Consider the following 23,577-nt stretch of genomic DNA (forward strand, 5'->3'; position numbering starts at 1 on the left):
TTTAGTTCTTTGGCAGTTGAGCGGAGCTATTCCCCTTCTGCTCTTCTGCCAGAAGCGACCACGCAGCAATGAACATCGCGGCAATCAGCGGCCCGACCACAAAACCATTGATCCCGATCAGTGAAATGCCCCCAACCGTGGAGATCAGCACGACATAATCCGGCATGCGGGTGCCTTTTCCGACCAGAGGCGGGCGCAGGAGATTATCGACCAGTCCGATCACGAATACGCCCACGAAAACCAGAATACCTCCGCTGATCCATTCTCCGCTTGCAAAGAACCAGGCCGCTGCCGGCACCCAGACCAGTGCTGCGCCGACCGCTGGCAGCATGGAAAGGAATGTCATCAACACGCCCCAGAGCAAAGCCGCCTCAACGCCCAAGGACCAGAAAGTCACGCCACCGATCGTGCCCTGAATGATGGCAATAATGATATTGCCCTTCACCGTCGCGCGGATGACAGCGATGAACTTTTCCAGAAACTGCCGCGTGTAATCATCATTGAGCGGAATGGCCTGCCTGATCTTCCGTCCAAGGTCCGCACCGTCGCGAAACAGGAAGAACAGCAGATAGAGCATGATGCCGAAGCCGATGAAGAATTGCAGCGTGTTCTGGCCGAAGCTGACCAGTTTTCCGGCAAAAAGCTGACTGCCCTGCATGATCGCAGACGATATGCGCGCCCGCCATTCCGCGAAATCACCTAGCTCGAACCGGGTCAGCCACTCCTCCAGCGAATCCGGCAAGGCGCCCAGAATGCGTGAGATATAGCTGTTCAGATCAAACTCACGACTGCTCAGGCGTTGATAGAGAGAATTCCCCTCCTGTACCAGCGAACCGAAAATCGCGAGCATTGGAATGATGACCAGACAGATGCACATCAGTACTGAAAGCAGAGCGGCAATGTTTTTCCTGCCGCCGAGCAGACGTTCCAGGCGCTGTTGTACTGGCGAAAAAACCACGGCGAGAATGACTGCCCAGAGAACCGCCGAATAATAAGGCAACAGCAGCCATGCAAAGGCGATGGTGACCAGTGCCAGTAGAATATAGAAGCTCGCGCGCTGGACGGACATAATCACCTGCTGCAGATTTCCGGGTCAGGAAACCCTGCCCGGAAAACCATTCCAATTCAATAGAGAAGCGCAGGCCCGGCAGGTTATGCCGCTTTCAGAGGCGCCCGCTTTTCATCGGGAAGTGAACGCGCGAGTGTGCTCAGAAGATCGCTTTGCGACACCAAACCGATGATGCGGCGCATTTCATCAACAACCACGACAGCATGCGCCAATCCATCGGTCAGGCTGGGCAGAAGGCTCATCACCGGATCGGCTTGCGCAGCGGTGGGCGCTTCCACGATATAGTTTCTGAAATCGTCACCCGGATGCATCAATTCGCGCAAACCGACTACGCCCTTCAGACGACCGTCGGCCGTGTGTACCGGCAAGGTCAGTAGATTATGCCGCAAGATCAGGTCGCGCGCCTGACTCGCCGTTGCATCTTCATCGATACTGACGACATCACGAGACATAATGTCGGCGCAGGTCAGGTCGCCGTGGGAACGAATGGACACTTCAAGCTCCACTTGCCGCAGCAGACGTCCAAGATCGTTGCGATCGATATCGAAGCTTTCATCCAGTGCAAGCAAGGCGCGGTCGATATCTTCCTCGCGGATACCCATCCGGACCGAAGGCGGCAAATCTTCAGTGCTGTGCTTGTTTACCGGAGCAGCCGCCGCCACGTGCGGATATTTCCGACGCGACAGTTTGTGAAAAAGGATACCAAGGCCGACCAGAAGGCAAGAGTTCAGCGCGACCGGCACAAGCGGAAACAGCAATCCCCACTTGGCAACCGCAGAACCACCCAGAACTGCAGTCAGCGCCGCTGCGCCGCCGGGCGGATGGAGGCTACGGGTAACCGACATTGCCGCGATGGCGAGCGCCACGCCAAGGCCGATCGCCAAAGCCGGATCATCAACAAACTGGGTGACGGCCAGTCCCACAAAGGCGGAAATCGTGTTGCCGCCGATGATCGACCACGGCTGCGCCAGCGGGCTGGTTGGAACTGCGAAAAGCAGAACCGCCGAAGCACCGATCGGCGCTACGATCAAAGGCAGATGCGGACCGCTTCCCAGCAGCATGCTCGATATGAATCCGGTCAGCGCGATACCAATCAAGGCACCGAGGCAAGCAATCGAACGTTCTCGCAGCGTTGCACCGGCAAGAACCGGCTTGAACAGTCGGAGCGCACGCGACTGGTGTTGTTCTGGATCTCTCTGGGTCATTCCGTCAATCAGGCCGATGATAGGGGACGCTTCAGCGAAAACCCGTTGAAGCTAAAGACTGTTCTCTTGGGGGTGAGACAATATCCTGCCCTTGCCGGATTCGAACAAGAAAGCAAATCCGTATCCGCTTGCCGGAATGGAAAAATTGTTCCCCGTTCATCAACTCATCGAGAACAATGGTCTCAATGTCATTTCAAGCCCGAGGATCATAAGGCCGATCAGAAACCATCGACGGAAGGTTTCTGATCGGATTTTGCGGCGACAAGCCTGCCCTAGGAACATGCCAACCAGTGAAGGAACAATGGCCAGAACAGACGCCAGCAGGAGATCACCGGAATATGCCTGCCTGCTCGAAAGCCCGACCGCAAGTGCAGCAGTCGAGACAGTAAAGGAAAGCCCAAGCGACTGCACAAGATCATCTTTTCTGAATCCTAGCGATTGCAGATAGGGCACAGCCGGTATGACGAATATCCCTGTAGCGCCCGCAATCAAGCCGGTCAGCAGCCCGATGACAGGTGACAGCAGGCGTTCAAGCTTTTCCGACACCTGTAGCTGGCGGGCGAACAACGTGTAGGCTGCATAGATAACGAGCGAAAAGCCCAGCATCGATGTGGTGACTGCAATGTTCCCCCCGACCAGAACCGCAGTTCCCGCAATGGTCCCGACTGCAATGGCAAGCATCATGCTCCAGAGACGGAGCATAAGCTGACCGAAGCTAGGCCCCGCCAGAAGCTGCCAAAGATTGGTGATGAACGACGGAATAATCAGCAGGCTTGCAGCTGCGAGCGGAGATATCAGCGCGCCCAATATGCCCATGGCGACTGTGGGCAGCCCCATTCCTGTCACGCCTTTGACAAAGCCGGCACCGAGGAATGTAACCGCAATCGTCAGGATCAAGGATAAAGAATAAGTCATGCCCCTGCTATAGCGACTTGGCCATCAGACGGAATGCGGAAGTTCCTTATCGAGCCTTCGGCTTTCCCATAGGCAGAATTCGCGCTAACATTGCTTATGCGCTTTGATCTTACCGACCTTCGCCTCTTCCTCGCTGTCGCCGATACCGGCAGCATCACTCATGGTGCGGCTGAAGTCGGCCTGTCGCTTCCAGCGGCAAGCGAGCGCCTGCGTGACATGGAGGCCTCCGGGCAGGTTTTGCTTCTGGAGCGGGGACGACGCGGCGTTGCCCTTACCGAAGCAGGCGAAGCCCTTGTCCATCACGCAAGAGCGGTCATGCGGCAGATGGCCGACCTGCATAGCGAATTGGGCTCACATGCCAAAGCCATGCGCACAGCCATTCGCGTCGCGGCCAATACCGCTACCGTCACCGAATATCTTCCGGCAAAACTTGCCGCCTGGATGGCAAAAAATCCTCGCATCGATGTGGAGTTGAAAGAACGACAGAGCAGCGATATTGCTCGTGCCATTTTGCGCGGTTTTGTAGAGATCGGAATTTTATCGGATGCGGTGGAAACTGCGGGTTTGGAACTGGTTCCTTTTGCAATAGATCAGCTGGTACTGATCACTGCCAGAAGCCATCCGCTGGCTGAACATAAGCGCGTGAGTTTCTCTGACATCCTGCAGGAACAGTTCATCGGTCTATCAGCTGGCGCACTGCAGGAGCACCTCGAAATTCAGGCAACCCGGCTAGGCGGCAGGCTTAAAATCAGGACGAAACTCCGCACGTTTGAAGGGGTCGGTAATATGGTGGCTGCCAGCGTAGGTGTTGCGATCATTCCGCAGACCGCCGCCCGACGCCTTAGAAAGACACTCCCCATTGCAACGGTCGCTATCTCCGATGCTTGGGCAAGAAGAAATCTGGCAATAGCGGTGCAATCCTTAGAAGAACTAACCACACCGGCCAGGAGCCTCGTCGATCACCTCGTCTTGAATGCTGAGCTTCCCGCAATCAAAACTGCATAAGATTAGCCCCGATCAGAAAGAACCTTCAAGACGATACGCCAGCGCACAGCGAAAACATGACAAGCGAGCTACCCAGACTTTGGTAGTACAAGCGCTTTCATTGAAGGTCAGGCATTGGCAAGCCGCCGGGATACATCTACATTCTTTTTCAAGCGCACCGAATAATTCTGCCGATTCAAGAGCAACAACGGTGCAGAAACATTTTATTGCAGTCATTGAATAGTATCGCATCTGATTGCCCGAAGCGCCCAAAGAGGCGTGGGGAACCAAATTCAGAATACCGGCACGCCCGCCGCAACATAGTCTGGGAGGACGCTATGATGAAAACTATCGCCGCTCTGGCGACAACACTTGCTATTTCCACCGCAGCTTTCACCGCACAGGCACAAAATTATCCGGAACGGACGATCACCATGGTCGTGCCTTTCTCAGCCGGTGGGCCTACCGACACTGTCACGCGACTTGTGGCAGAATCCATGTCCAAGGATCTCGGACAACAGGTTATCGTCGAGAATGTTGGCGGCGCAGGTGGAACACTCGGCGCCGGGCGTGTCGCAACCGCCGATCCGGATGGCTATACGCTTCTGCTTCACCATATCGGCATGGCCACAAGCGCCACGCTTTACCGCAAGCTCGCCTATGACACGCTGAATGCATTTGAATATGTCGGTCTTGTCACGGAAGTTCCGATGACGATTGTTGCACGCAAAGACCTTGAGCCAACCGATCTCAAGGGACTGATCGAATATGCCAAGGCCAACAAGGATACGGCGACGGTCGCCAATGCCGGTATCGGCGCGGCATCGCATCTTTGCGGCATGTTGTTCATGAGCGCGATTGAAACGCCGCTCGTTACAGTTCCCTACAAGGGAACCGGCCCGGCCATGACCGATCTTCTCGGTGGACAGGTCGACATCATGTGTGACCAGACCACCAACACGACGAAGCAGATTCAGGCCGGCACGATCAAGGCTTATGCCGTTACCTCGCCTGAACGTCTGGACGTACTGAAAGACCTTCCGACTACCAAGGAAGCCGGTCTGGACGGCATGGAAGTGGGCATCTGGCACGGCATCTATGCCCCCAAGGGAACCCCGGCGGAAGTCACCGAACGTCTGTCGAAGTCGCTTCAGGTGGCCTTGAAAGACCAGAATGTGGTTGCCCGTTTTGCCGAACTCGGCACAAAGCCGTCTCCGGAATCCGATGCAACACCGGCCGCGTTAAAGGCCAAGCTCGAATCCGAAATCGCGCGCTGGAAGCCTATTATCGAAGCTGCAGGACAATACGCGGACTGATCGTACAGGAAACAATCAAGGCATGTCATCTGACGCGCCTTGATTGTCGTTCTCCCTTCGGCTGCACATCAAACTGCAGTCGACGGGATACACGACCGACGTCATATGCCGATCTTCCGGCATAGCCCTTTCAACGGCAAATCCGAAAGACGATTGGCCATGAACGAGCCCTCAAGGAAATTCTCAATAGATCCGACCAACGGATTGTGCGGTGCACTGCTCGCACTGACAGGTGCCTTTTTTGCCTATCAGTCGCTTGGTCTGGACCTCGGCACATCGCTACGTATGGGACCGGGATATTTCCCACTTGTCCTTTCCGGTGTGCTAATCCTGCTTGGACTGGTCATCCTTATTCAGGCTACACGTGTCTCCGGCGAGCCTATCGGCCCGATCGCTTGGCGCGGCCTGTTCTTTATTCTGCCTGCGCCGATATTCTTCGGCCTGACCGTGCGCGGCCTCGGCTTCGTACCGTCGCTGTTTCTGACCTGTCTCATCGCCTCTTTCGCCTCGATGCGTATGAAACCACTTGCAGCAATCATTCTTGCCGCTGCAATCACGGTCTTTTCGGTCATTGTCTTCAGCTACGCGCTCGCGCTGCCATATCAGCGTTTCGGGCCCTGGTGGCCGTTCTAAAGGGGGCACGAGCATGGAGCTTTTCAACAATCTTGCGCTTGGCTTCTCAACAGCATCGACGCTTGCCAATCTCGGCTTTTGCCTTATCGGCGTATTGCTTGGCACGTTGATCGGCGTTTTGCCGGGCATCGGTGCCACCGCGACCATTGCCATGCTTCTTCCGATCACGTTCCAGATTGGCGATCCGGTTTCCGCACTGATCATGCTTGCTGGCATCTATTACGGTGCCCAATATGGCGGGTCGACAACCGCAATTCTCATCAACATGCCGGGAGAATCCTCGTCGGCGGTGACGGCCATCGACGGCTACCAGATGGCGCGCCGCGGGCGTGCCGGTGCAGCACTTGCGATCGCCGCAATCGGTTCATTCTTCGCCGGTACTGTCTCCACCTTTCTGGTGGCGATCTTCGCTCCGCCACTCACAGAAATCGCCCTGAAATTCGGCTCGGCTGAGTATTTCTCACTGATGGTCGTCGGGCTGGTGTCGTCCGTTGCACTGGCGCACGGTTCGATCATCAAGGCTCTGGCGATGGTTGTACTGGGGCTGCTGCTCGGTCTTATCGGTACTGACATCTACACCGGCACACCGCGTTTCACGCTCGGCATTACAGAATATGCGGATGGCCTCAATTTCGTTGCCGTTGCTATCGGCGTGTTCGGCATCGCTGAAATTCTGCGCAATCTCGAAAATGAACATGCGCGCGAAGTGCTGATGGCCAAAGTCACAGGACTGATGCCGACGCGCGACGATTTCAAGCGCATGACTGCGCCAATCCTGCGCGGAACGGTCATCGGTTCGGCGCTTGGTATCCTGCCCGGCGGTGGCGCCATTCTGGCGTCTTTTGCTTCCTACACGGTGGAAAAGCGTATTTCCGATACGCCGGAAGAGTTTGGAAAGGGCGCGATAGCAGGCGTTGCAGGACCGGAATCCGCCAACAATGCCGGTGCGCAGACATCCTTCATTCCGATGCTCACGCTCGGCATTCCAGCCAATCCGGTCATGGCTTTGATGATCGGCGCCATGATTATTCAGGGCATCGTGCCCGGCCCAAATGTTGCAACAGAACAACCCGCCTTGTTCTGGGGTGTGATTGCGTCGATGTGGATCGGCAATCTCATGCTCATCATCTTGAACCTGCCACTGATCGGCCTGTGGGTAAAGCTTCTGACAGTGCCCTACTATGTGCTTTTTCCGATTATCATGACTTTCTGTTCAATCGGCGTTTATAGCGTCAATTCGAATGTCTACGATCTCTACGCAGTCGCCTTCTTCGGCTTCATCGGCTATCTGCTGGCCAAACTGCGCTGCGAACCGGCCCCCCTGCTGCTTGGCTTCGTTCTCGGCCCGCTGCTGGAGGAACATCTGCGACGCGCCATGATCCTGTCACGCGGCGACCCGGCAACCTTTTTCACCCGCCCGATCAGCGCCATTCTGCTCGCCATAGCTGCGGCCGTTCTCGTGGTCGTGCTGCTTCCATCGGTACGCAAGAAGCGCGACGAGGTGTTCGTCGAGGAAGGTTAACCTAGGTTAAGCCAAAAGATGACGCTGGAGCATTGATATGCTATAGGAACCGGGGGGCTTGGCCGGGGGCCTGTATTGTCGTTTGAATCGCCAGCACAGAGGGAGGTGTCATGGCGGACGAACAGCGTCGAAGCTTCCGGCAGCGACTGGCTGCCATCGTCATTGCGGGTATCGGCACGGCCGCCGCAAGCGTATTCTCCTATGCAGCAGCAATTTATGAAGCAGCCAATCCCGAGCCTATGCGGGAACTGAACCCCGGCGAGATGGTCGATACCGGGCGCTGGCACGTGGCGATAACCGGCGCGCGCTTTAGCTCTGTTCCACCGACCGGAGTGAAACCTTACGAGCCCAAGAACTACCTCATGGTCGATGTCAGTCTGGACAATCGCTCCGCGTCGTCAGCCTATGCATCGCGAAGGCTCCTCACCCTCGATCCGCCAAATCCGGCGCTGAAAGACCCAATCGTTTACATCATCAAGGACAAATGGATTGCGAGCCCGATCAATCCCGGCATGCCGGAAAAGCTGACCGTAGTATGGGAATGGCCGCAAGGTGAAACTCCGCCGCAGAAAGTGCGGCTCCTCATTGGCAGTGAAATCTACAAGAAGCGGGATAATCTCTATGGGGCCTCTACATGGCTTGATCGGGACCCCATCGCGGTCATCCAATTGCCTGTTCATATGTCATCTGCCGAGAGCGAAGGATGATGGGCTGGCTCAAAAACACTCTCATGCTGTGCGTGGCCGCCGCCGCGCTATATGGCATGCAGCATTCCACCCCCTATTACAGCGATATCTTTTCCTCCGTAACCATTGAAGGACAGCAGGGAAAGCCAGCAGAAACCAGTCGTTTTGTCGTCGGCATCGTGAATGTTTATCGGGCCCGGCAACTGACGACACCCGGCATCGGAAGCACCCGCGCCTATAATACGGATGGCGAATGGCTGGTCATCGAGGCCGCAGCCAAAGCAAAGATCGAGAGCCTTGGCCTCGCGGCTGTCGAATGGCTTGGGCCGAACGGTATCCGCTACGCCATGAGCAAACGTCCGACTTATGCGCCCGGTATAGTCGGCTCAGAACGACTGGAGCCGGGGATTCCACGTCCTATACTGATGGTGTTTGAATTGCCGCGTGACCAGATCGCAGGTGGAAAGCTGCTCATTGCCGAATCTTCACTGACCCCTCTTTCAGAACAGGTGCAGATCAGCATGAACTCCACGGCGCAGGACAATGTCAGCCAGTCAATCGCGATCAAACGCATGGGGACCATCATGCCCTGGCAATTGGAGGTCAGCCAATGAGTGAAGCAGCCTCTTCAGGCGAGCGAAAATCGTTCTGGATATGCCTTGCTCTCCTGATTATCGCCCTGCCCCTTGCTGTTTTCGTGCGTTCCGACGGCGGTTTGTTGCGATGGATCGAGCAGAACCTGCAAGAGCCGATTGTCGTGCCGCGTGGCGATGTGCAGACTTATGCTGGTGCCAACTGGAAACTGGTCGCATTGGACAAGTTTCCAGGCACATTGCCAAAGACGAATATCGTGCTTGCAGAAATCGAAGTGACTATTCAGGACGGTGAACAGTTGAAACAGTTGATCCCCTGTTTCGTAACTGCGACGGACACTGAAGGCCGCAGCTGGTCGACGTTGTATGTATCCAATCAAGTAATCCAAAAACTGAAACCGGAAGCCGCCGACAAGCCGAAATGCTACGATCTTGCCAATGAAAATGGCAGCGCCCCGGTTCGTATCGTCGAGAGCTTTCTTGTTCCCGAAAACGTCGGAGAGCTTTCGCTATCGCTCTCTATGCTGGGGAAACAGCCTGAGCATCTGGTTCTGAAATAGCCCTGTTCTTCTGGCTCACCAACGCATATTCGAGGACTGCCGCCAGAAGTGCGATACGTATTGCGTCAAGCAGGATGCCGCCATCAAGCTCCGTCGGGCTACCGATCAGAATAGCCAGAACATTGGCGATGCGTTGCCAAATTTCGATATCGTATGGTCCAAGATAATGGGTCGTACCGTACCAGATCCATGCGCCGGTCCAGCTTATGGCACGGTAGAGAACGATAAACGACAGCAGGGTTCCAAGCCCTGCCCCGACGACCAGTTTCAGGCAGGTCCATACAGGCCGGTAGCGGCTGCGATAACCGCCCAGATAATGTGCAGTGAAGTCGCTCAACCACTTCCGGAAGGTCGTTCCGCGAGATGGGGCTGGCGGAACCGGTGCTTTCCTGGCGGACAGATCATAGCCGTAGATGATTGCGGCCATCACCAGCCAGACCATCGGCAGGAGCGCATAGAAGAACAGATTCTGCGCCTGTACCCAGAAGCTCGGTTGCTGGAACTCCACGGGCACAAAATTTTCGGCAGCGTAAGCGCTCATCGAAAACCATGCAGCACTGACATCGAAACTGTCGAGCAGGGACCCGGCCCCAATCCAGCGGATGAGATCATCCTTCCACTTGTCGAGCGCAAACAGACCTATGAATATCCAGCTTGCGTCGGCGGCGACAATCAACAGCCGCAACCAAGGTGAATGGACTTTCTCATTCGCCCGTTTGGCAATCCAGCGGATCAGCCAGCAGACGAAAATTGCCGCGATCAGGCTACCGGAACGCACAAGGTCGAATATGTGCATCTTCTCGCCAAAGGCTGTGCGCTCAAAAGCAAGCCGCGAATATTCGCGCACTGTGTCGCCAAGAAAGCCCCATGCGGCGTAATAGGCGAAGAACGGCAGAATGACGGCTGCCGTCACCATCAGCATACGGTCGGCCTTGCGATTGTCGGGCGACGGTGCGGTTCCTGCCGTAGCGGTTTGGCGCAACGAAGCAAGCGCTGGCAATCCGGGGCGCAGCGTGGCGAACATCGTCACCACGACGAGCAGCTTCACAAGTACGACCAGCGAAAGCACGACCATTCCGGCGAGCGGAAAGTATCCGCCCGCGCGTACCGCAGCATCGAGCAGCAAGTCGCGTGCAATATAGCCCAGCGTACCGATAAGCAGCAACTGGGGCCAGAACCGTGCCAGAAGACGGGCTGTCAGAGCGAGCAGACCGCCGATATCCTTGAGCATCGTCATGGCCGCAGTTTAGCCAGCTGATTGGTGGGGCTCAATATATTTTATTTGTCTAATATATAGACCCGTACTTATCCACGCCGCGTGCCGGAAGATACGATGTCGAGATAGACAGCCAGAACAAGAATGCTGCCCTTGATGATCTGCTGCCAGAACGTATCGACGCCGAGCATGGACATGCCGTTGTCGAGGCTCGACATGATGAGCGCGCCGACCAGTGCACCCAGCACGGAACCAACGCCGCCGCGCATGGAGGTGCCGCCAATGAAACAGGAGGCAATGGCGTCAAGTTCGCCGCCCATGCCTGCCGATGGCGTGCCTGCCGCGAGGCGTGAGGTCGTTGTCAGGCCAGCCACCGCCGCCATCAACCCCATCAGTGCGAAGACGGCCATTTTGACGAAATTGACGTTCACGCCGGAAAAGCGCGTCGCTTCGGTGTTCGAACCAACCGCATAGATGTGGCGACCGAACACGGTCTGTTTTGCAATGACAGTGAAGACGCCAAGGATCACCAGCAGGATCAGCACCGGAACCGGCACACCCTGATAGCTGTTGAGGATCAGGATAAAACCGAGGATCAGGATACCAATACCGAGAAGCCTTGCGACTTCCATCCCGGATGAAAGTGTCTGGAGATTATGCTTGCGCTTGCTGGCCCGCGTGCGCAGCGTCATCAGGATCAGCACGCCGAACAGGGCAATAGCGCAGAGATTGCCAAGCCAGCCCGGCAGATAGCCCTGTCCGATATATTTGAACTCCGGAGAGATCGGCGCAATGGTGACGCCACCCATGATGCCAAGCACGATGCCGCGAAACACAAGCTGGCCGCCGAGCGTGACGATGAAGGACGGTATGCCGAGATAGGCAGTCAGCCAGCCGTTAAAAGCGCCAAGCGCCACGCCGAGAACCAGAACCGTGCTGATCGTCGCCCATAAGGGCCATCCGTAGATCACATCGAGAACAGCGGCGACACCGCCCAGAAGCCCTAATAGTGCGCCGACAGAAAGATCGATTTCGCCGGCAACGATGACGAAAACCATCGCCGATGCGAGCATTCCGGTAATGGCCATCTGGCGTAGAAGATTGGAGAAGTTGCGTGCCGTCAGGAACTGCGAACGTCCCATTTCAGGATCGTAGGTAAGGATCGCAAACAATGCCCAGATGAGCGCAACCACAATCAGCAGCGCGACAATCTTATAATCCGCCAGAAACTTCCGAAGGCTTTTGCCCGTCAATGTCATATCATGCACCGGTCAAATTTGAGCATTTCCAGCAAAGATGTGAAACGGTTTTGCATAAGGAAAATGCGTGAAAACAAAGAGTTATTCGAGGATCAGGCCGCATTGGTCATCGGTTTGCCGATTGCAGCGGCAAGCACCTTCTCCTGGGTAAGATTTTCATTGGGGAAATCGCCACGCAGCCTGCCCTCGCCGATCACGAGAACACGGTCGCTGATGCCAAGAACTTCCGGCATTTCGGAAGAGACCATGAGCACCGCGACACCCTGTTTCGCGAGTGCGAAGATCAGTTTGTAGATTTCATATTTCGCACCAACATCGACGCCCCGCGTCGGCTCATCGAGAATGAGCACCTTGGGGTCTGGCAGCATCATCTTCGACAGCACCGCCTTCTGCTGGTTGCCACCGGACAGGGATGCAATTTCCAGCATCGGATCGGCAGTCTTCACCTTGAGGCGCAGAATTTCGCGCTGGATCGTGGCCAGTTCCGCTTCCTTGTCGAGCAATCCGCGCAAGGAAAAGCGATCCAGCACGGAGACCGTCATATTATAGCCCACAGGCATGATCGGCAGGATGCCATCCTTCTTTCGGTCCTCCGGCACCATGCAGATGCCCTGTCGAACCGCATCGCGCGGTGTGCGGATTTTCAGCTCCTTGCCTTCCAGAAAGACTTGACCGTCATGCGCTCCAGGCCAGACACCGAACAGGCTGGACACCAGTTCCGTGCGCCCCGCGCCCACCAGCCCGGCAATACCGAGAATTTCACCGCGTCGCAGCGCGAATGAAACATTGTCGACCACCTTGCGATCCGGATTGGTCACATCCCAGCAGTTGATATTGCGCGCCTCGAAAACAACCTCGCCAATATCGTGCGGCTCGCGCGGAAACAGGTTTTTCATCTCGCGCCCCACCATCATGGTGATGATGGCTGGCGTGGTGAGTTCCGCCATCGGCTTCGTCGCGATATGCGTTCCGTCGCGAATGACCGTCACCGTGTCGGAAATTTCGGCCACTTCATCCAGCTTGTGGGAGATGTAGACACAGGCCATGCCTTGCGCCTTGAAGTCCTTGATGAGATCGAGAAGGACGCGTGTTTCGGATGCCGTCAGCGCCGATGTCGGCTCATCCAGAATGAGCAGTTTCGCATTCTTGTTGATCGCCTTTGCGATCTCGATCAACTGCTGCTTGCCACCCGGATAATGATAGACCGGAAGCGCGACATTGATGTCATGGATCTTGAGGCGCGCCAGAAGTTCCGTCGCACGCGCATTCATCTGGTCATAATCGATGAAGCCTCCGCTTGTCGGCTCCGATCCCAGAAAGATGTTTTCCGCAACCGACAGATGCGGCACCATCATGAGTTCCTGATGGATGATGACGATACCCGCGGCTTCCGTGTCGCGGATGCCCGTCGCCTTCAGTTCCTGGCCTTCCCAGAAAATTTCCCCGCTCCAGGTGCCATGGGGATAAACGCCGGAAAGCACTTTCATCAGCGTGGATTTGCCCGCGCCGTTCTCACCGCAAAGGCCGACACACTCCCCCGCGCGCACTTTCAGGTAAATACCGTCAAGCGCTTTCACGCCGTTGAAGTCCTTACCGATATTGCGCATCTCTAGAAGATATTCGGACATCGCATATGACCTTGCAGTAACGCAGCAGCATGAGCCGTCCGGTTTCAAACCACACCATCTTCTGGCGGAAATGCTCCGGACAACGCTGTCACAGACAGCATCGACAAGTCGGTGAGGCCAGAAGCTGGATCATGATTTCCAGACTTCCGGCCCCACTATTCTCTCAAGGATAAGTCGCCGGAAAAGCTTACTTCCCTTCAATCTGCTCCTTGGTGTAGAAGCCGTCCTGAACGTAGATGTCGATATTGTCCTTGGTCACGGCAGTCGGCGTCAGCAGAAGCGTGTCGACCTGCTTGCCGCCATTGTCGAGCTTGGAATTGAACTCAGGCGTTTCACCCTTGACCATCTGGACGGTCAGCTTGGCAGCTTCCGAAGCAATGAGTTTCAGCGGCTTGTAGACCGTAACGGTCTGCGTACCGTCAATCAGACGCTTGACGGCGGCAAGGTCGCTATCCTGACCGGAAACAGCAGTCTTTCCAGCCAGTCCCTGCGCGGCAAGAGCCTGAATGGCGCCGCCGGCGGTGCCGTCATTTGAAGCGACAACCGCATCAATCTTGTTCTGTGCAGCCGTCAGAGCATTTTCCATGATGGAGAGCGCTTCCGTCGGGCTCCACTCCTTCACCCACTGCGAGCCAATGACTTTCACCTTGCCGGAATCGATAGCTTCTTTCAGAGCCTTTTCCTGGCCGGCACGGAGAAGCTTGGCGTTGTTATCCGTCGGCGAGCCGCCAAGGAGATAATAATTGCCTTCCGGCTTGGCCTTCAGGACGGCTTCGGCCTGCATGAAGCCGACGCGCTCGTTGTCGAACGAGATATAGGCATCGATATCCGCATTGAGGATCAGTCGATCATAGGACAGAACCTTGATGCCGGATGCCTTGGCGTCAGCCACAACCGCATCGAAAACCTTGGAGTTCATGGGCACGATGACGATGGCGTCAACACCCTGCGCAATCAGGTTTTCAACCTGCTTGACCTGCTTTTCCTCGTTGCCGTCAGCCGACTGTACATTGACCTTGGCGCCCAGCTTTTCCGCCGCTTCAATGAAATAGTCGCGGTCACGCGCCCAGCGCTCGACGCGAAGATCGTCGATGGAAAAGCCAATGACCGGGTTTTCCGGCGAAGCATAGACCGGCGTGGACGCCATGGCGCCAATGCCCAAAGCCGCGGCAACCAGCGCGCCGGTCAGAAAATTACGACGTTTCATGCAAATCTCCTCCAAACAACACCGGCTTGCTACCGGCTGATACCAAACCGCGCCCCCGAACGTGTTCCGCCCCCGGAGTTCGGCACGATAAAACAGCCCTCTTCAGAGCTGCTTATTCCTTGAATGGCTGATCCTCCCATAGGCGCGGTGCGCCAAGATCACTCCATCGGGACAGCATGCAAAAGACACACTGCCCCATCCTCGGGAACCATTGATACGTGAAGAAAAATGAATAGCAAGCATTTTTTGATTTACGTACCTCATTTTTGATCTTATGGTCCGCATCGAGGAGCGAGGATGAAACCTACAGTCCATGATATAGCCAGAACAGCGGGCGTCAGCCTTGCCACGGTCGACCGTGTGCTGAACGAACGTCCGGGTGTGAGAGCAAAGACGCGCGACCGGGTTATGGAAGCGATGAACACGCTCGGTTATGTGCGCGATGTGGGCGCTGCCAACCTCGCACGCGGACGGCTTTATCAGTTCGATTTTATTTTGCCGGACAATGAAAATACCTTCATGCTGAGCCTGCGCGCGGAACTGCAATCCGCGACAGAACGGGCTTTGGCTGAGCGTGTACTGGTCAATGTCGTACTCGTTCCGGCCTTCGATGAAGCAGCACTTGTCGCAGCACTGGACGAATGTGCCTCACGCAAGCCCGACGGCGTTGCATTCGTGGCAGTCGACACCGATCCCGTGCGCGAAGCCTGCGCCCAATTGGGTGAGCAAGGCATTCACGCCGTCACGCTCGTATCCGACCTTGGGCATTCCACACGAACGCATTATGTCGGCGTCGATAACGGCGCAGCCGGACGCACGGCAGCGCGGCTTCTGGGGCTCTTTGCCAACGGAACGGAGGGGGCTCTTGCAGTGGTCGCCGGTTCGTTGAAAGTCCGCGATCATCAGGAACGTTTCGACGGTTTTACGGCAGCCATGAAAGCAGACTTTCCGGGTCGCGAGATATTGCCCGTTCTGGAAGGCTTCGATGAAGGATCGCGTGTGGAACACCTTGTCGGCAAGCTGCTTGACGAGCGCAGCGACATTGCCGGGATCTATAGCCTCGGCGCTGGCAACAGCGGTCTTGTGAAGGCGTTGGCTGAGCATACATCCAATCGACCGCTCGTCATCGCGCACGAACGCGACAGCGTGACCTCAAAAGCGCTGACAGATGGCATTATCCATGCGGTGCTGGCGCAGGATGCGGGCCATGAAATCCGCAGCGCCATCCGGGTTCTCAAAGCATCTGCGGATCGTCTGGCGATCGTTCCGGGACAGGAACACATCCGCATCGAAATTTTCCTTAAAGACAACCTGCCGCATTTCGACTGACGCGCGGGCCACAACGCCTTTCCAACAGGAGCAAATATGTATCTCGGGCTCGATCTAGGAACATCCGGTGTCAAGGCGCTGTTGATCGACGACGCGCAGACGGTGATCGGTTCGGCCCATGGCGAACTGGACGTGTCCCGCCCCCATCCGGGCTGGAGCGAACAGGACCCGGTACAGTGGATCAAGGCCTGCCGCACTGCAATTGATGGCCTGCGCGCGGCCCATCCGAAAGAGTTTTCGGCGATTGCCGGTATCGGCCTTTCCGGCCAGATGCATGGTGCCACCCTGCTGGACGAACAGGATCAGGTATTGCGTCCCTGCATCCTCTGGAACGATACGCGCAGCTATCGCGAAGCGGCCAAACTCGATGCCGATCCGGCGTTTCGCGCCATCACCGGCAATATTGTCTTTCCCGGTTTTACCGCACCGAAGCTGGTTTGGGTTGCCAATAACGAACCGGAGATTTTCGCGCGCATCCGTAAGGTGCTGCTGCCGAAGGACTACCTTCGCCTCTGGCTGACCGGGGAGTATGTCTCCGACATGTCGGATTCGGCAGGTACAAGCTGGCTCGATACCGGTGCACGCCGCTGGTCGCGCGAGCTTCTGGACAAGACCAACCTCGATGAAAACCAGATGCCGCGCCTTGCCGAAGGCACGGACGCAACCGGACGGCTGCGGGCCGAACTTGCCGCCGAATGGGGTATCGCCGGTCAACCGGTCGTGGCGGGCGGCGCTGGCGACAATGCGGCCTCGGCCTGCGGCATGGGTACGGTCAAGCCCGGCCATGCCTTCGTTTCGCTCGGCACATCAGGCGTACTCTTTGCCGCAAATGGTGCCTATCAGCCGAAGCCTGAAAGTGCGGTTCATGCCTTCTGTCATGCCTTGCCCGACACATGGCACCAGATGGGTGTCATCCTGTCCGCAGCGAGCGCGCTTGACTGGTATGCACGGCTTGTCGGCAAAACGGCACATGAACTCGATAAGGCACTCGGCGACACGCTGAATGCACCGGGCAGCGCGACATTCCTGCCCTATCTCTCGGGCGAACGCACCCCGTATAACGATGCGAAGATACGCGGCGTATTTTCAGGCCTTGAGCATGAATCCGATCAGCGCGCATTAACGCAAGCCGTTCTGGAAGGCGTCGCCTTCGCTATCCGTGACAATCTCGCCGCGCTGCAATCGGCTGGCACCGATATCAAGTCGCTGACCGCCGTCGGTGGTGGCTCGCGCTCCACCTATTGGCTGAAGGCAATCGCGACCGCGTTGAATGTACCGATTGCCTTGCCGGAAGAAGGCGACTTCGGTGGCGCTTTTGGTGCCGCACGACTGGGCCTCATTGCGGCAACCGGCGTCGATCCATTTGCCGTCTGCACGCCACCGCGTACGGAGCGCACGATAGAGCCGGAAGCCGCCCTGCTCCCTGCCTATGAGGAAGCCTATCAGCGCTATCACGCCCTTTATCCGGCACTTCACGCCCTCGCCGGTTAGTGACGCTGCCGCAAACAATCAGACATGACGACATTCGAACGGGAGGACACAATGAGCACCGGATTTTTCGGCGACATTCAAAAGGTTAAATATGAGGGGCCGGACAGTGATAGCCCGCTGGCATTCAGTCACTATAATCCGGATGAAATCGTGCTGGGCAAGCGCATGGAAGACCATCTGCGCTTTGCGGTCGCCTACTGGCACAGCTTTGCCTGGGAGGGTGGCGACCCGTTCGGCGGACGCACCTTCGACCGTCCCTGGTATTCCAACGAGCTGGATGCAGCAAAGCTCAAGGCTGATGTGGCCTTTGAGTTTTTCTCCCTGCTTGGCGCGCCCTATTATTGCTTCCACGATGCAGATGTGCGGCCCGAAGGGCGCAACTTTGCGGAAAACACGCGATATCTCAATGAAATTGTCGATATCTTCGAGAAGAAGCAGGCCGAAACCGGCGTAAAGCTTCTCTGGGGCACAGCCAATCTCTTTTCCAACCGCCGCTATATGGGCGGGGCCGCAACCAATCCAGATCCCGATGTGTTCGCCTTTGCCGCAGCGACCGTAAAAAGCTGCATCGACGCAACGAAACGGCTCGGTGGTGAGAACTACGTGCTCTGGGGTGGTCGCGAAGGCTATGAAACGCTGCTCAACACCGATCTTGGACGCGAACTTGACCAGATGGGACGGTTCCTCAATCTGGTAGTCGAATACAAGCATAAGATCGGTTTCAAGGGCACGATCCTGATCGAACCGAAGCCGCAGGAGCCGACCAAGCATCAATATGATTACGACGTCGCGACGGTTTATGGCTTCCTGAAGCGTTACGGCCTCGAAAACGAAGTGAAGGTCAATATCGAGCAGGGCCACGCCATTCTCGCCGGTCACTCGTTCGAGCATGAACTGGCGCTTGCCCGTGCACTTGGCATTTTCGGTTCCATCGACATGAACCGCAATGACTATCAGTCAGGCTGGGATACGGACCAGTTCCCGAACAATGTGCCGGAAATGGCACTCGCCTATTATCAGGTCCTGCTTGCAGGCGGCTTCACCACCGGTGGCACGAATTTCGACGCCAAGCTGCGCCGTCAGTCGCTCGATCCGCAGGACCTGCTGATCGGCCATATCGGTGGCATGGATTGCTGTGCACGCGGGCTGAAAGCAGCCGCCGCAATGCTTGAAGACGGCGCATTGTCCAAGCCGCTCGATGAGCGTTATGCAGGCTGGAACGGCGATTTCGGCAAGAAGCTTTTGACTGGCCTCTCGCTGGACCAGATCACGGCTGAAGTCGAAACGAAGGACATCAATCCGCAGCCGAAATCCGGCCGCCAGGAGTATCTCGAAAACGTCGTCAATCGCTACGTTTGAAGCCAATAATCGACGGATACAAAAAAGGGCGCCACCAGCGCCCTTTCTTCTATTACATGTCAATTTCTAAAGCTTGACCCAGCCGCCGTTTTTCTGTGACGAGCGCACGCAGGCATCGATGAAAGCAACGCCCTTCAATCCGTCATCGACGGTCGGATAGATCACGGCACTGTCCAGCTTTTTGCCGTTGCGATGAGCTTCGATGGCATTGGCCGCTTCCGAATAAATCGCGGCAAAAGCTTCCAGATAACCTTCAGGATGCCCAGCCGGTACGCGGGTCACGCGGGCGCTCGCAGAGCCAGTACCGGCACCGCCCCGCGTGATGAGCCGCTTTTGCTCGCCAAAAGGCGTGAACCAGAGATAGTTCGGGTCTTCCTGCGCCCATTCGATGCCGCCCTTTGTGCCATATACGCGCAGGCGCAGCGCATTTTCATTGCCGGGCGCAACCTGACTGCACCAGAGCATGCCCTTGGCACCACCCGCAAAACGCAGCATCACATGCGCATTGTCATCCAGGCGACGTCCTTCGACAAAACTGTCGAGATCAGCGGCAAGACTGTCAAGCGTCAGGCCGGTCACGAAGGAGGCGAGATTGAACGCGTGCGTGCCAATATCGCCGGTCGCGCCGCCAAGTCCCGATTGCGCCGGATCGGTGCGCCAGACAGCGCCCTTTGCACCGGTTGCCTCAACCGCTTCGGTCAGCCAGTCCTGCGCATATTCCACCTGTACGACACGAAGATCACCAAGATCGCCATTGGCGATCATCTCGCGTGCCTGCCGCACCATCGGATAGCCGGTGTAATTATGCGTCAGAACAAACAAGGCGTCGCTTTCATCGGCAACCTTTTTCAGCTTCTTCGCATCGGCAAGCGTCGAGGTCAGCGGCTTGTCGCAGATGACGTGAATGCCGCGCCGCAGAAACTCCTTGGCAGCTTCATAGTGAACGTGGTTCGGCGTTACGATGGAAACGGCTTCAATGCCGTTTTTCAGCCGCGCCTCACGAATGGCCATGTCCTTGTAGCTGGAATAAATGCGGTCTTCGGCCAGCCCCAGTTCACGTCCCGAGGCCTGCGCCTTTTCCGCTGATGACGACAAAGCGCCTGCCACCAGTTCGAACCGGTTGTCGAGCCGCGCCGCCATACGGTGAACGCCGCCGATAAACGCGCCAGCACCACCACCCACCATGCCGAGGCGGATACGGGGAGCAGCTGTTTCCGTGGTCTTTGCTTCGATGGTCATATCGATCCCTGTATCTTATAGGCCGAGCATACGGCGATTGGCAGCGTCATCGGTGCCGCCGGATGCGAAATCGTCAAATGCCTTGTCGGTGACGCGGATGATATGCGCCTTGACGAACTCCGCGCCTTCACGCGCTCCATCTTCAGGATGCTTCAGCGCGCATTCCCATTCGACAACGGCCCAGCCGTCAAAATCGTTCGCGGCCATCTTGGAGAATACAGCGCCGAAATCCACCTGCCCGTCACCGAGCGAGCGGAAGCGGCCTGCACGATTGACCCAGCCCTGATAGCCGCCATAGACACCTTGCCGCCCGGTCGGATTAAACTCCGCATCCTTGACGTGAAACATCTTGATGCGGTCCTTGTAGATGTCGATATTGTCCAGATAATCGAGGCACTGCAGGACATAATGCGACGGGTCGTAAAGCATATTGGCCCGCGGGTGATTTTTGACCTGCTCCAGAAACATCTCGAAGGTCACACCATCGTGCAGGTCTTCGCCCGGATGGATTTCATAGCAGATATCGACCCCGTGCTCGTCGGCATGATCGAGGATCGGCTTCCAGCGTCGGGCGAGTTCCTCAAATGCGGTTTCGACCAGACCGGCAGGACGCTGCGGCCATGGATAGACAAACGGCCAGGCCAGCGCGCCGGAAAAGGTTGCATGCGCGCCGATGCCGAGATTGCGCGAGGCGCGGATCGCCATCTTTACCTGCTCAACCGCCCAGGCCTGACGCGCCTTGGGATTGCCGCGCACCTCCGGCACTGCGAAACCGTCGAAAGCTTCATCATAGGCCGGGTGCACCGCAACGAGCTGGCCCTGCAAGTGGGTCGAAAGCTCCGTGACTTCGACGCCGTTCTGGCGAGCGACCCCGGCGAATTCGTCGCAATAATCCTTCGATTCAGAAGCCTTTTTCAGATCGATCAGTTGGCTGGCCCATGTGGGAACCTGCACCCCGGCATAGCCTTTTTCGGCAGCCCATTTGGTGATGCCATCCCATGTGTTGAACGGCGCTTCATCGCCTGCGAACTGCCCAAGAAAAATCCCGGGACCCTTGATCGTCTTCATCAAATTTCTCCTGAATATGCTCGGACCCCGCCATCAACCGGCATCGAGCAATTTGAGAGCGCGCTTCGCGCTGCATATCGGGAATGAAAAGAAAAGCCGTGCGCCTGCCCAGACAGGCGCACGGTATTCAAGTACCTTAGAACGGCGAATCCGGGAAATAGAAATCCTTCGCATTGTCCTTGGTGACGAGTGTTGCATCGAGGATGTAGCTACCGCTCACAGGAATCTGGTCATAGAAATGACCGGCGGCGAGTTCCATGGCAGTTGAAACCATTGCTGGCGGATAGAGAACATCAACCGGCACAAGCTTGTCGCCATCCATCACCTTCTTGATCATGTCCTTGGAGCCTGCACCGCCCACAACATACTGGATGTCGCTGCGGTTGGCCTGCTTGATGGCTTCGAGAACGCCGACAAGCATGTCGTCATCCTGTGCCCAGACCACATCGATCTTCGGATATTTGGTCAGGAAGTCCTGCATGACACGGAAAGCATCATCGCGGTTCCAGTTGCCATACTGGCGATCCAGAACCTTCACGTTGGAGCCTTCAATGCCCTTGTCGAAACCGTCCTGACGCTGCTGATCGATCGGGATCGGCAGGCCGCGAATGACGACGACCTGGGCATCGGGCGTGGTCTTCTTGATATATTCGCCGGCGACCTGTCCGAGTGCCGGGTTGTTACCCGCCACGTAAAGATCGCGGATGGAATTGTCGTTGCTGCTCGGCGCACGGTCGACCAGAGCGACAAAGGTTCCCTTGTCCTTGATTTCCTTGATGGCGTTGACAAGCGGATCTGGATCGGTTGGCAGAACAACCAGCCCGTCGAGGCCCTGTACGGCCAGATCCTGCAACGCATTGGCCTGCGATGCCGCATCGGGCGACGTCTTGACGATGACGTTGAGGCCCGGATGCTCAGCCATCAGAAGCTTCGCCACGCGTTCGGCGTGATAGACGACACCTGCCGTCCAGCCGTGATCGGCAGCCGGGATCGACACGCCGATCGTCACCTTCTTGTCCTGTGCGCTTGCTGCGCTGCCAAAGGCAAGCGCACCCGCCGTCAAAGCGGCGAAAGCAAGCTTCATCAAATTCCCTCGCATAGTCTTCCTCCCAGTAAACACGGGGCTCTCATTCCTCTCAGGCTGGAATCGCCCCAACAATTCCGCCAATCCGTAAAGCGTGCCGCATTTCATCGTACTCGTAAGAAACGCTTTAAGGTTTTGTTTTCATGCATGTCTTTATCCCAAAACCGCTTCCCGCTTTTGGGAGACATGCATTAGACCTATCTTCGCGACAGCGAACGCTGCACCAGCATGGCGATAATGATGATCGCGCCCTGAATTGCACCGAGCAGATACTCGCTGACGAAGTTCGACAGGATCATGATGTTTCCGATGATCTCCAAGATGAACGCGCCGCAGATCGTGCCCCAGATACGGCCCACGCCGCCGCGCAGCGCCGTCCCGCCGACAACGACGGCGGTAATCGCCTGCAGTTCCCACATCAGGCCGGTCGTGGCCGACGTAGAACCCAGACGCGGCACATAAAGAAGCACGGCCACAGCGACGCAAAGGCCCTGAATGATGAAGGCTATAGTGCGCACTTTCTTGACGGAAATGCCGGAATAGCGCGCTACATCCTCGTTCGATCCGACTGCAATGACATGGCGGCCATAGCGGGTCCGATAAAGGACGAATGCCGCAAGCGCTGCCGTCACGAAAATCACGATAACCGGCACTGGCACTCCAAGAATAGAACCAAAATAGGCTGGGCGATAAAGCGCCTGAATGTCCGGATTGCGCAAGGTGATCGCGCCACCTTGCGACAACCATGTGGTGAGACCACGATAGATGCCCATAGTGCCGAGCGTGGCGATAAAAGGCTCGATGCCGCCAACCGTCGTTATCAGACCATTCAACAGGCCGCAGGCTGCACCGACAATCAGCGCCAGCATCACCGCGGCAATCAGCATCATCACCGGATCGGCAATCACCCCACTATTCATGAACAGGATCATGATACTGGCGACGAACGCCACCATTGCGCCCACGGATAGGTCGAGCCCACCGGATGAAATCACATAGGTGGCACCAAGCGCGATAATGGCTATGAAAGCGCTACGCGTTGCGACATTGAGAAGATTGTCGATGCTGATGAAGTTCGGGTTGGCAATCGTGCCCAGAACAAGCAGCAGGGCGAGCGCGATGAACGGGGCAATTGCCCGCAGATCCCAATCCTTGGACGTCCTCGCCACTGAGCTTTTATCGGTCGCAACCTGTGTCATCTACTTCCCACTTTA

Annotated in this window: 21 protein-coding genes; 10 read left to right on the forward strand and 11 right to left on the reverse strand. The window is 56.7% G+C overall.

Going from position 1 to position 23,577, the window contains the following annotated elements; translation table 11 throughout:
* Position 1 precedes the first annotated feature (1 nt).
* The 3 genes from ABDF71_RS15590 to ABDF71_RS15600 all read right to left on the reverse strand — a co-directional run bounded on the left by ABDF71_RS15590 (position 2) and on the right by ABDF71_RS15600 (position 3,189).
* Positions 2-1,069, reverse strand: coding sequence for an AI-2E family transporter (locus ABDF71_RS15590; RefSeq protein ID WP_012092851.1), 1,068 nt, complete (start codon positions 1,067-1,069; stop codon positions 2-4).
* 83 nt (positions 1,070-1,152) lie between these two features.
* Entirely contained in the window at positions 1,153-2,274 is a 1,122-nt protein-coding gene (locus ABDF71_RS15595; protein WP_010658624.1) for an HPP family protein, read from the reverse strand.
* Positions 2,275-2,433: 159 nt separating this feature from the next.
* Entirely contained in the window at positions 2,434-3,189 is a 756-nt protein-coding gene (locus ABDF71_RS15600; protein ID WP_151663608.1) for a sulfite exporter TauE/SafE family protein, read from the reverse strand.
* Positions 3,190-3,285: 96 nt separating this feature from the next.
* On the opposite strand from ABDF71_RS15600, the gene ABDF71_RS15605 reads away from it, so the two are divergent.
* The 7 genes from ABDF71_RS15605 to ABDF71_RS15635 all read left to right on the forward strand — a co-directional run bounded on the left by ABDF71_RS15605 (position 3,286) and on the right by ABDF71_RS15635 (position 9,483).
* Positions 3,286-4,194, forward strand: a complete 909-nt coding sequence (locus tag ABDF71_RS15605; RefSeq protein WP_010658622.1) for a LysR substrate-binding domain-containing protein — start codon at positions 3,286-3,288, stop codon at positions 4,192-4,194.
* Positions 4,195-4,511: 317 nt separating this feature from the next.
* Positions 4,512-5,489 (forward strand): tripartite tricarboxylate transporter substrate-binding protein, encoded by a 978-nt coding sequence (locus ABDF71_RS15610; RefSeq protein WP_012092847.1) that lies wholly within the window; start codon positions 4,512-4,514, stop codon positions 5,487-5,489.
* Positions 5,490-5,648: 159 nt separating this feature from the next.
* Positions 5,649-6,122 (forward strand): tripartite tricarboxylate transporter TctB family protein, encoded by a 474-nt coding sequence (locus tag ABDF71_RS15615; RefSeq protein ID WP_010658620.1) that lies wholly within the window; start codon positions 5,649-5,651, stop codon positions 6,120-6,122.
* Between the two features lie 13 nt (positions 6,123-6,135).
* Positions 6,136-7,644: a tripartite tricarboxylate transporter permease gene (locus ABDF71_RS15620; protein ID WP_151663607.1), complete on the forward strand. Its 1,509-nt coding sequence runs from the start codon at positions 6,136-6,138 to the stop codon at positions 7,642-7,644.
* 110 nt (positions 7,645-7,754) lie between these two features.
* The gene (locus tag ABDF71_RS15625; RefSeq protein WP_151663606.1) at positions 7,755-8,351 is read left to right on the forward strand and encodes a hypothetical protein; all 597 of its coding nucleotides are present in this window, start codon (positions 7,755-7,757) and stop codon (positions 8,349-8,351) included.
* Positions 8,351-8,944, forward strand: coding sequence for a hypothetical protein (locus ABDF71_RS15630; RefSeq protein ID WP_010658617.1), 594 nt, complete (start codon positions 8,351-8,353; stop codon positions 8,942-8,944). Before ABDF71_RS15625 ends, ABDF71_RS15630 begins: the two co-directional genes overlap by 1 nt.
* Positions 8,941-9,483, forward strand: coding sequence for a hypothetical protein (locus ABDF71_RS15635; protein WP_010658616.1), 543 nt, complete (start codon positions 8,941-8,943; stop codon positions 9,481-9,483). The genes ABDF71_RS15630 and ABDF71_RS15635 overlap by 4 nt, the downstream gene beginning before the upstream one ends.
* Here ABDF71_RS15635 and ABDF71_RS15640 read toward each other — a convergent pair.
* The 4 genes from ABDF71_RS15640 to xylF form a co-directional block, all read right to left on the reverse strand.
* Positions 9,443-10,720: a hypothetical protein gene (locus ABDF71_RS15640; protein ID WP_036586500.1), complete on the reverse strand. Its 1,278-nt coding sequence runs from the start codon at positions 10,718-10,720 to the stop codon at positions 9,443-9,445. The genes ABDF71_RS15635 and ABDF71_RS15640 overlap by 41 nt on opposite strands.
* A gap of 68 nt (positions 10,721-10,788) precedes the next feature.
* On the reverse strand, positions 10,789-11,958 hold the full coding sequence (locus tag ABDF71_RS15645; protein WP_012092841.1) for a sugar ABC transporter permease: 1,170 nt from the start codon (positions 11,956-11,958) through the stop codon (positions 10,789-10,791).
* Between the two features lie 92 nt (positions 11,959-12,050).
* On the reverse strand, positions 12,051-13,586 hold the full coding sequence (locus tag ABDF71_RS15650) for a xylose ABC transporter ATP-binding protein (RefSeq protein WP_036586501.1): 1,536 nt from the start codon (positions 13,584-13,586) through the stop codon (positions 12,051-12,053).
* 187 nt (positions 13,587-13,773) lie between these two features.
* Positions 13,774-14,793, reverse strand: coding sequence for a D-xylose ABC transporter substrate-binding protein (gene xylF / locus ABDF71_RS15655; RefSeq protein ID WP_010658612.1), 1,020 nt, complete (start codon positions 14,791-14,793; stop codon positions 13,774-13,776).
* A 297-nt stretch (positions 14,794-15,090) separates the two neighbouring features.
* Here xylF and ABDF71_RS15660 point away from each other — a divergent pair, with 297 nt between their 5' ends.
* Genes ABDF71_RS15660 through xylA form a run of 3 tightly spaced genes read left to right on the forward strand, consistent with a single transcriptional unit; the run spans position 15,091 to position 18,972 of the window.
* The gene (locus ABDF71_RS15660; protein ID WP_258124372.1) at positions 15,091-16,122 is read left to right on the forward strand and encodes a LacI family DNA-binding transcriptional regulator; all 1,032 of its coding nucleotides are present in this window, start codon (positions 15,091-15,093) and stop codon (positions 16,120-16,122) included.
* Positions 16,123-16,158: 36 nt separating this feature from the next.
* A complete protein-coding gene (xylB, locus tag ABDF71_RS15665; RefSeq protein ID WP_151663602.1) occupies positions 16,159-17,613 on the forward strand; it encodes a xylulokinase in 1,455 nt (484 codons plus the stop codon).
* Between the two features lie 51 nt (positions 17,614-17,664).
* Entirely contained in the window at positions 17,665-18,972 is a 1,308-nt protein-coding gene (xylA, locus tag ABDF71_RS15670; protein WP_151663601.1) for a xylose isomerase, read from the forward strand.
* A 66-nt stretch (positions 18,973-19,038) separates the two neighbouring features.
* On the opposite strand, the gene ABDF71_RS15675 is transcribed toward xylA, so the two are convergent.
* From ABDF71_RS15675 to ABDF71_RS15690, 4 genes are all read right to left on the reverse strand, one after another.
* Entirely contained in the window at positions 19,039-20,211 is a 1,173-nt protein-coding gene (locus tag ABDF71_RS15675) for a Gfo/Idh/MocA family protein (protein ID WP_151663600.1), read from the reverse strand.
* A 15-nt stretch (positions 20,212-20,226) separates the two neighbouring features.
* Positions 20,227-21,279, reverse strand: a complete 1,053-nt coding sequence (locus ABDF71_RS15680; RefSeq protein ID WP_010658607.1) for a sugar phosphate isomerase/epimerase family protein — start codon at positions 21,277-21,279, stop codon at positions 20,227-20,229.
* Between the two features lie 136 nt (positions 21,280-21,415).
* Positions 21,416-22,378 carry a substrate-binding domain-containing protein gene (locus ABDF71_RS15685; RefSeq protein ID WP_012092835.1) on the reverse strand — a complete coding sequence of 321 codons (963 nt, stop codon included), beginning with the start codon at positions 22,376-22,378 and terminating at the stop codon, positions 21,416-21,418.
* A 182-nt stretch (positions 22,379-22,560) separates the two neighbouring features.
* Positions 22,561-23,562, reverse strand: coding sequence for an ABC transporter permease (locus tag ABDF71_RS15690; RefSeq protein ID WP_010658605.1), 1,002 nt, complete (start codon positions 23,560-23,562; stop codon positions 22,561-22,563).
* Between the last annotated feature and the right edge of the window lie 15 nt (positions 23,563-23,577).

Origin of the sequence: Ochrobactrum sp. WV_118_8 (assembly GCF_039631535.1) — a bacterium.
Classification (GTDB): domain Bacteria; phylum Pseudomonadota; class Alphaproteobacteria; order Rhizobiales; family Rhizobiaceae; genus Brucella; species Brucella anthropi.

Coding starts and splice junctions, on each gene's coding strand:
- ABDF71_RS15595 (WP_010658624.1), bottom strand. CDS start 2,274: ATGACCCAGAGAGATCCAGAACAACACCAGTCGCGTGCGCTCCGACTG.
- xylF (WP_010658612.1), bottom strand. CDS start 14,793: ATGAAACGTCGTAATTTTCTGACCGGCGCGCTGGTTGCCGCGGCTTTG.
- ABDF71_RS15690 (WP_010658605.1), bottom strand. CDS start 23,562: ATGACACAGGTTGCGACCGATAAAAGCTCAGTGGCGAGGACGTCCAAG.
- ABDF71_RS15650 (WP_036586501.1), bottom strand. CDS start 13,586: ATGTCCGAATATCTTCTAGAGATGCGCAATATCGGTAAGGACTTCAAC.
- ABDF71_RS15660 (WP_258124372.1), top strand. CDS start 15,091: ATGAAACCTACAGTCCATGATATAGCCAGAACAGCGGGCGTCAGCCTT.
- ABDF71_RS15625 (WP_151663606.1), top strand. CDS start 7,755: ATGGCGGACGAACAGCGTCGAAGCTTCCGGCAGCGACTGGCTGCCATC.
- xylA (WP_151663601.1), top strand. CDS start 17,665: ATGAGCACCGGATTTTTCGGCGACATTCAAAAGGTTAAATATGAGGGG.
- ABDF71_RS15620 (WP_151663607.1), top strand. CDS start 6,136: ATGGAGCTTTTCAACAATCTTGCGCTTGGCTTCTCAACAGCATCGACG.
- ABDF71_RS15645 (WP_012092841.1), bottom strand. CDS start 11,958: ATGACATTGACGGGCAAAAGCCTTCGGAAGTTTCTGGCGGATTATAAG.
- ABDF71_RS15635 (WP_010658616.1), top strand. CDS start 8,941: ATGAGTGAAGCAGCCTCTTCAGGCGAGCGAAAATCGTTCTGGATATGC.
- ABDF71_RS15610 (WP_012092847.1), top strand. CDS start 4,512: ATGATGAAAACTATCGCCGCTCTGGCGACAACACTTGCTATTTCCACC.
- ABDF71_RS15605 (WP_010658622.1), top strand. CDS start 3,286: ATGCGCTTTGATCTTACCGACCTTCGCCTCTTCCTCGCTGTCGCCGAT.
- ABDF71_RS15630 (WP_010658617.1), top strand. CDS start 8,351: ATGGGCTGGCTCAAAAACACTCTCATGCTGTGCGTGGCCGCCGCCGCG.
- ABDF71_RS15615 (WP_010658620.1), top strand. CDS start 5,649: ATGAACGAGCCCTCAAGGAAATTCTCAATAGATCCGACCAACGGATTG.
- xylB (WP_151663602.1), top strand. CDS start 16,159: ATGTATCTCGGGCTCGATCTAGGAACATCCGGTGTCAAGGCGCTGTTG.
- ABDF71_RS15590 (WP_012092851.1), bottom strand. CDS start 1,069: ATGTCCGTCCAGCGCGCGAGCTTCTATATTCTACTGGCACTGGTCACC.
- ABDF71_RS15640 (WP_036586500.1), bottom strand. CDS start 10,720: ATGACGATGCTCAAGGATATCGGCGGTCTGCTCGCTCTGACAGCCCGT.
- ABDF71_RS15685 (WP_012092835.1), bottom strand. CDS start 22,378: ATGCGAGGGAATTTGATGAAGCTTGCTTTCGCCGCTTTGACGGCGGGT.
- ABDF71_RS15680 (WP_010658607.1), bottom strand. CDS start 21,279: ATGAAGACGATCAAGGGTCCCGGGATTTTTCTTGGGCAGTTCGCAGGC.
- ABDF71_RS15675 (WP_151663600.1), bottom strand. CDS start 20,211: ATGACCATCGAAGCAAAGACCACGGAAACAGCTGCTCCCCGTATCCGC.
- ABDF71_RS15600 (WP_151663608.1), bottom strand. CDS start 3,189: ATGACTTATTCTTTATCCTTGATCCTGACGATTGCGGTTACATTCCTC.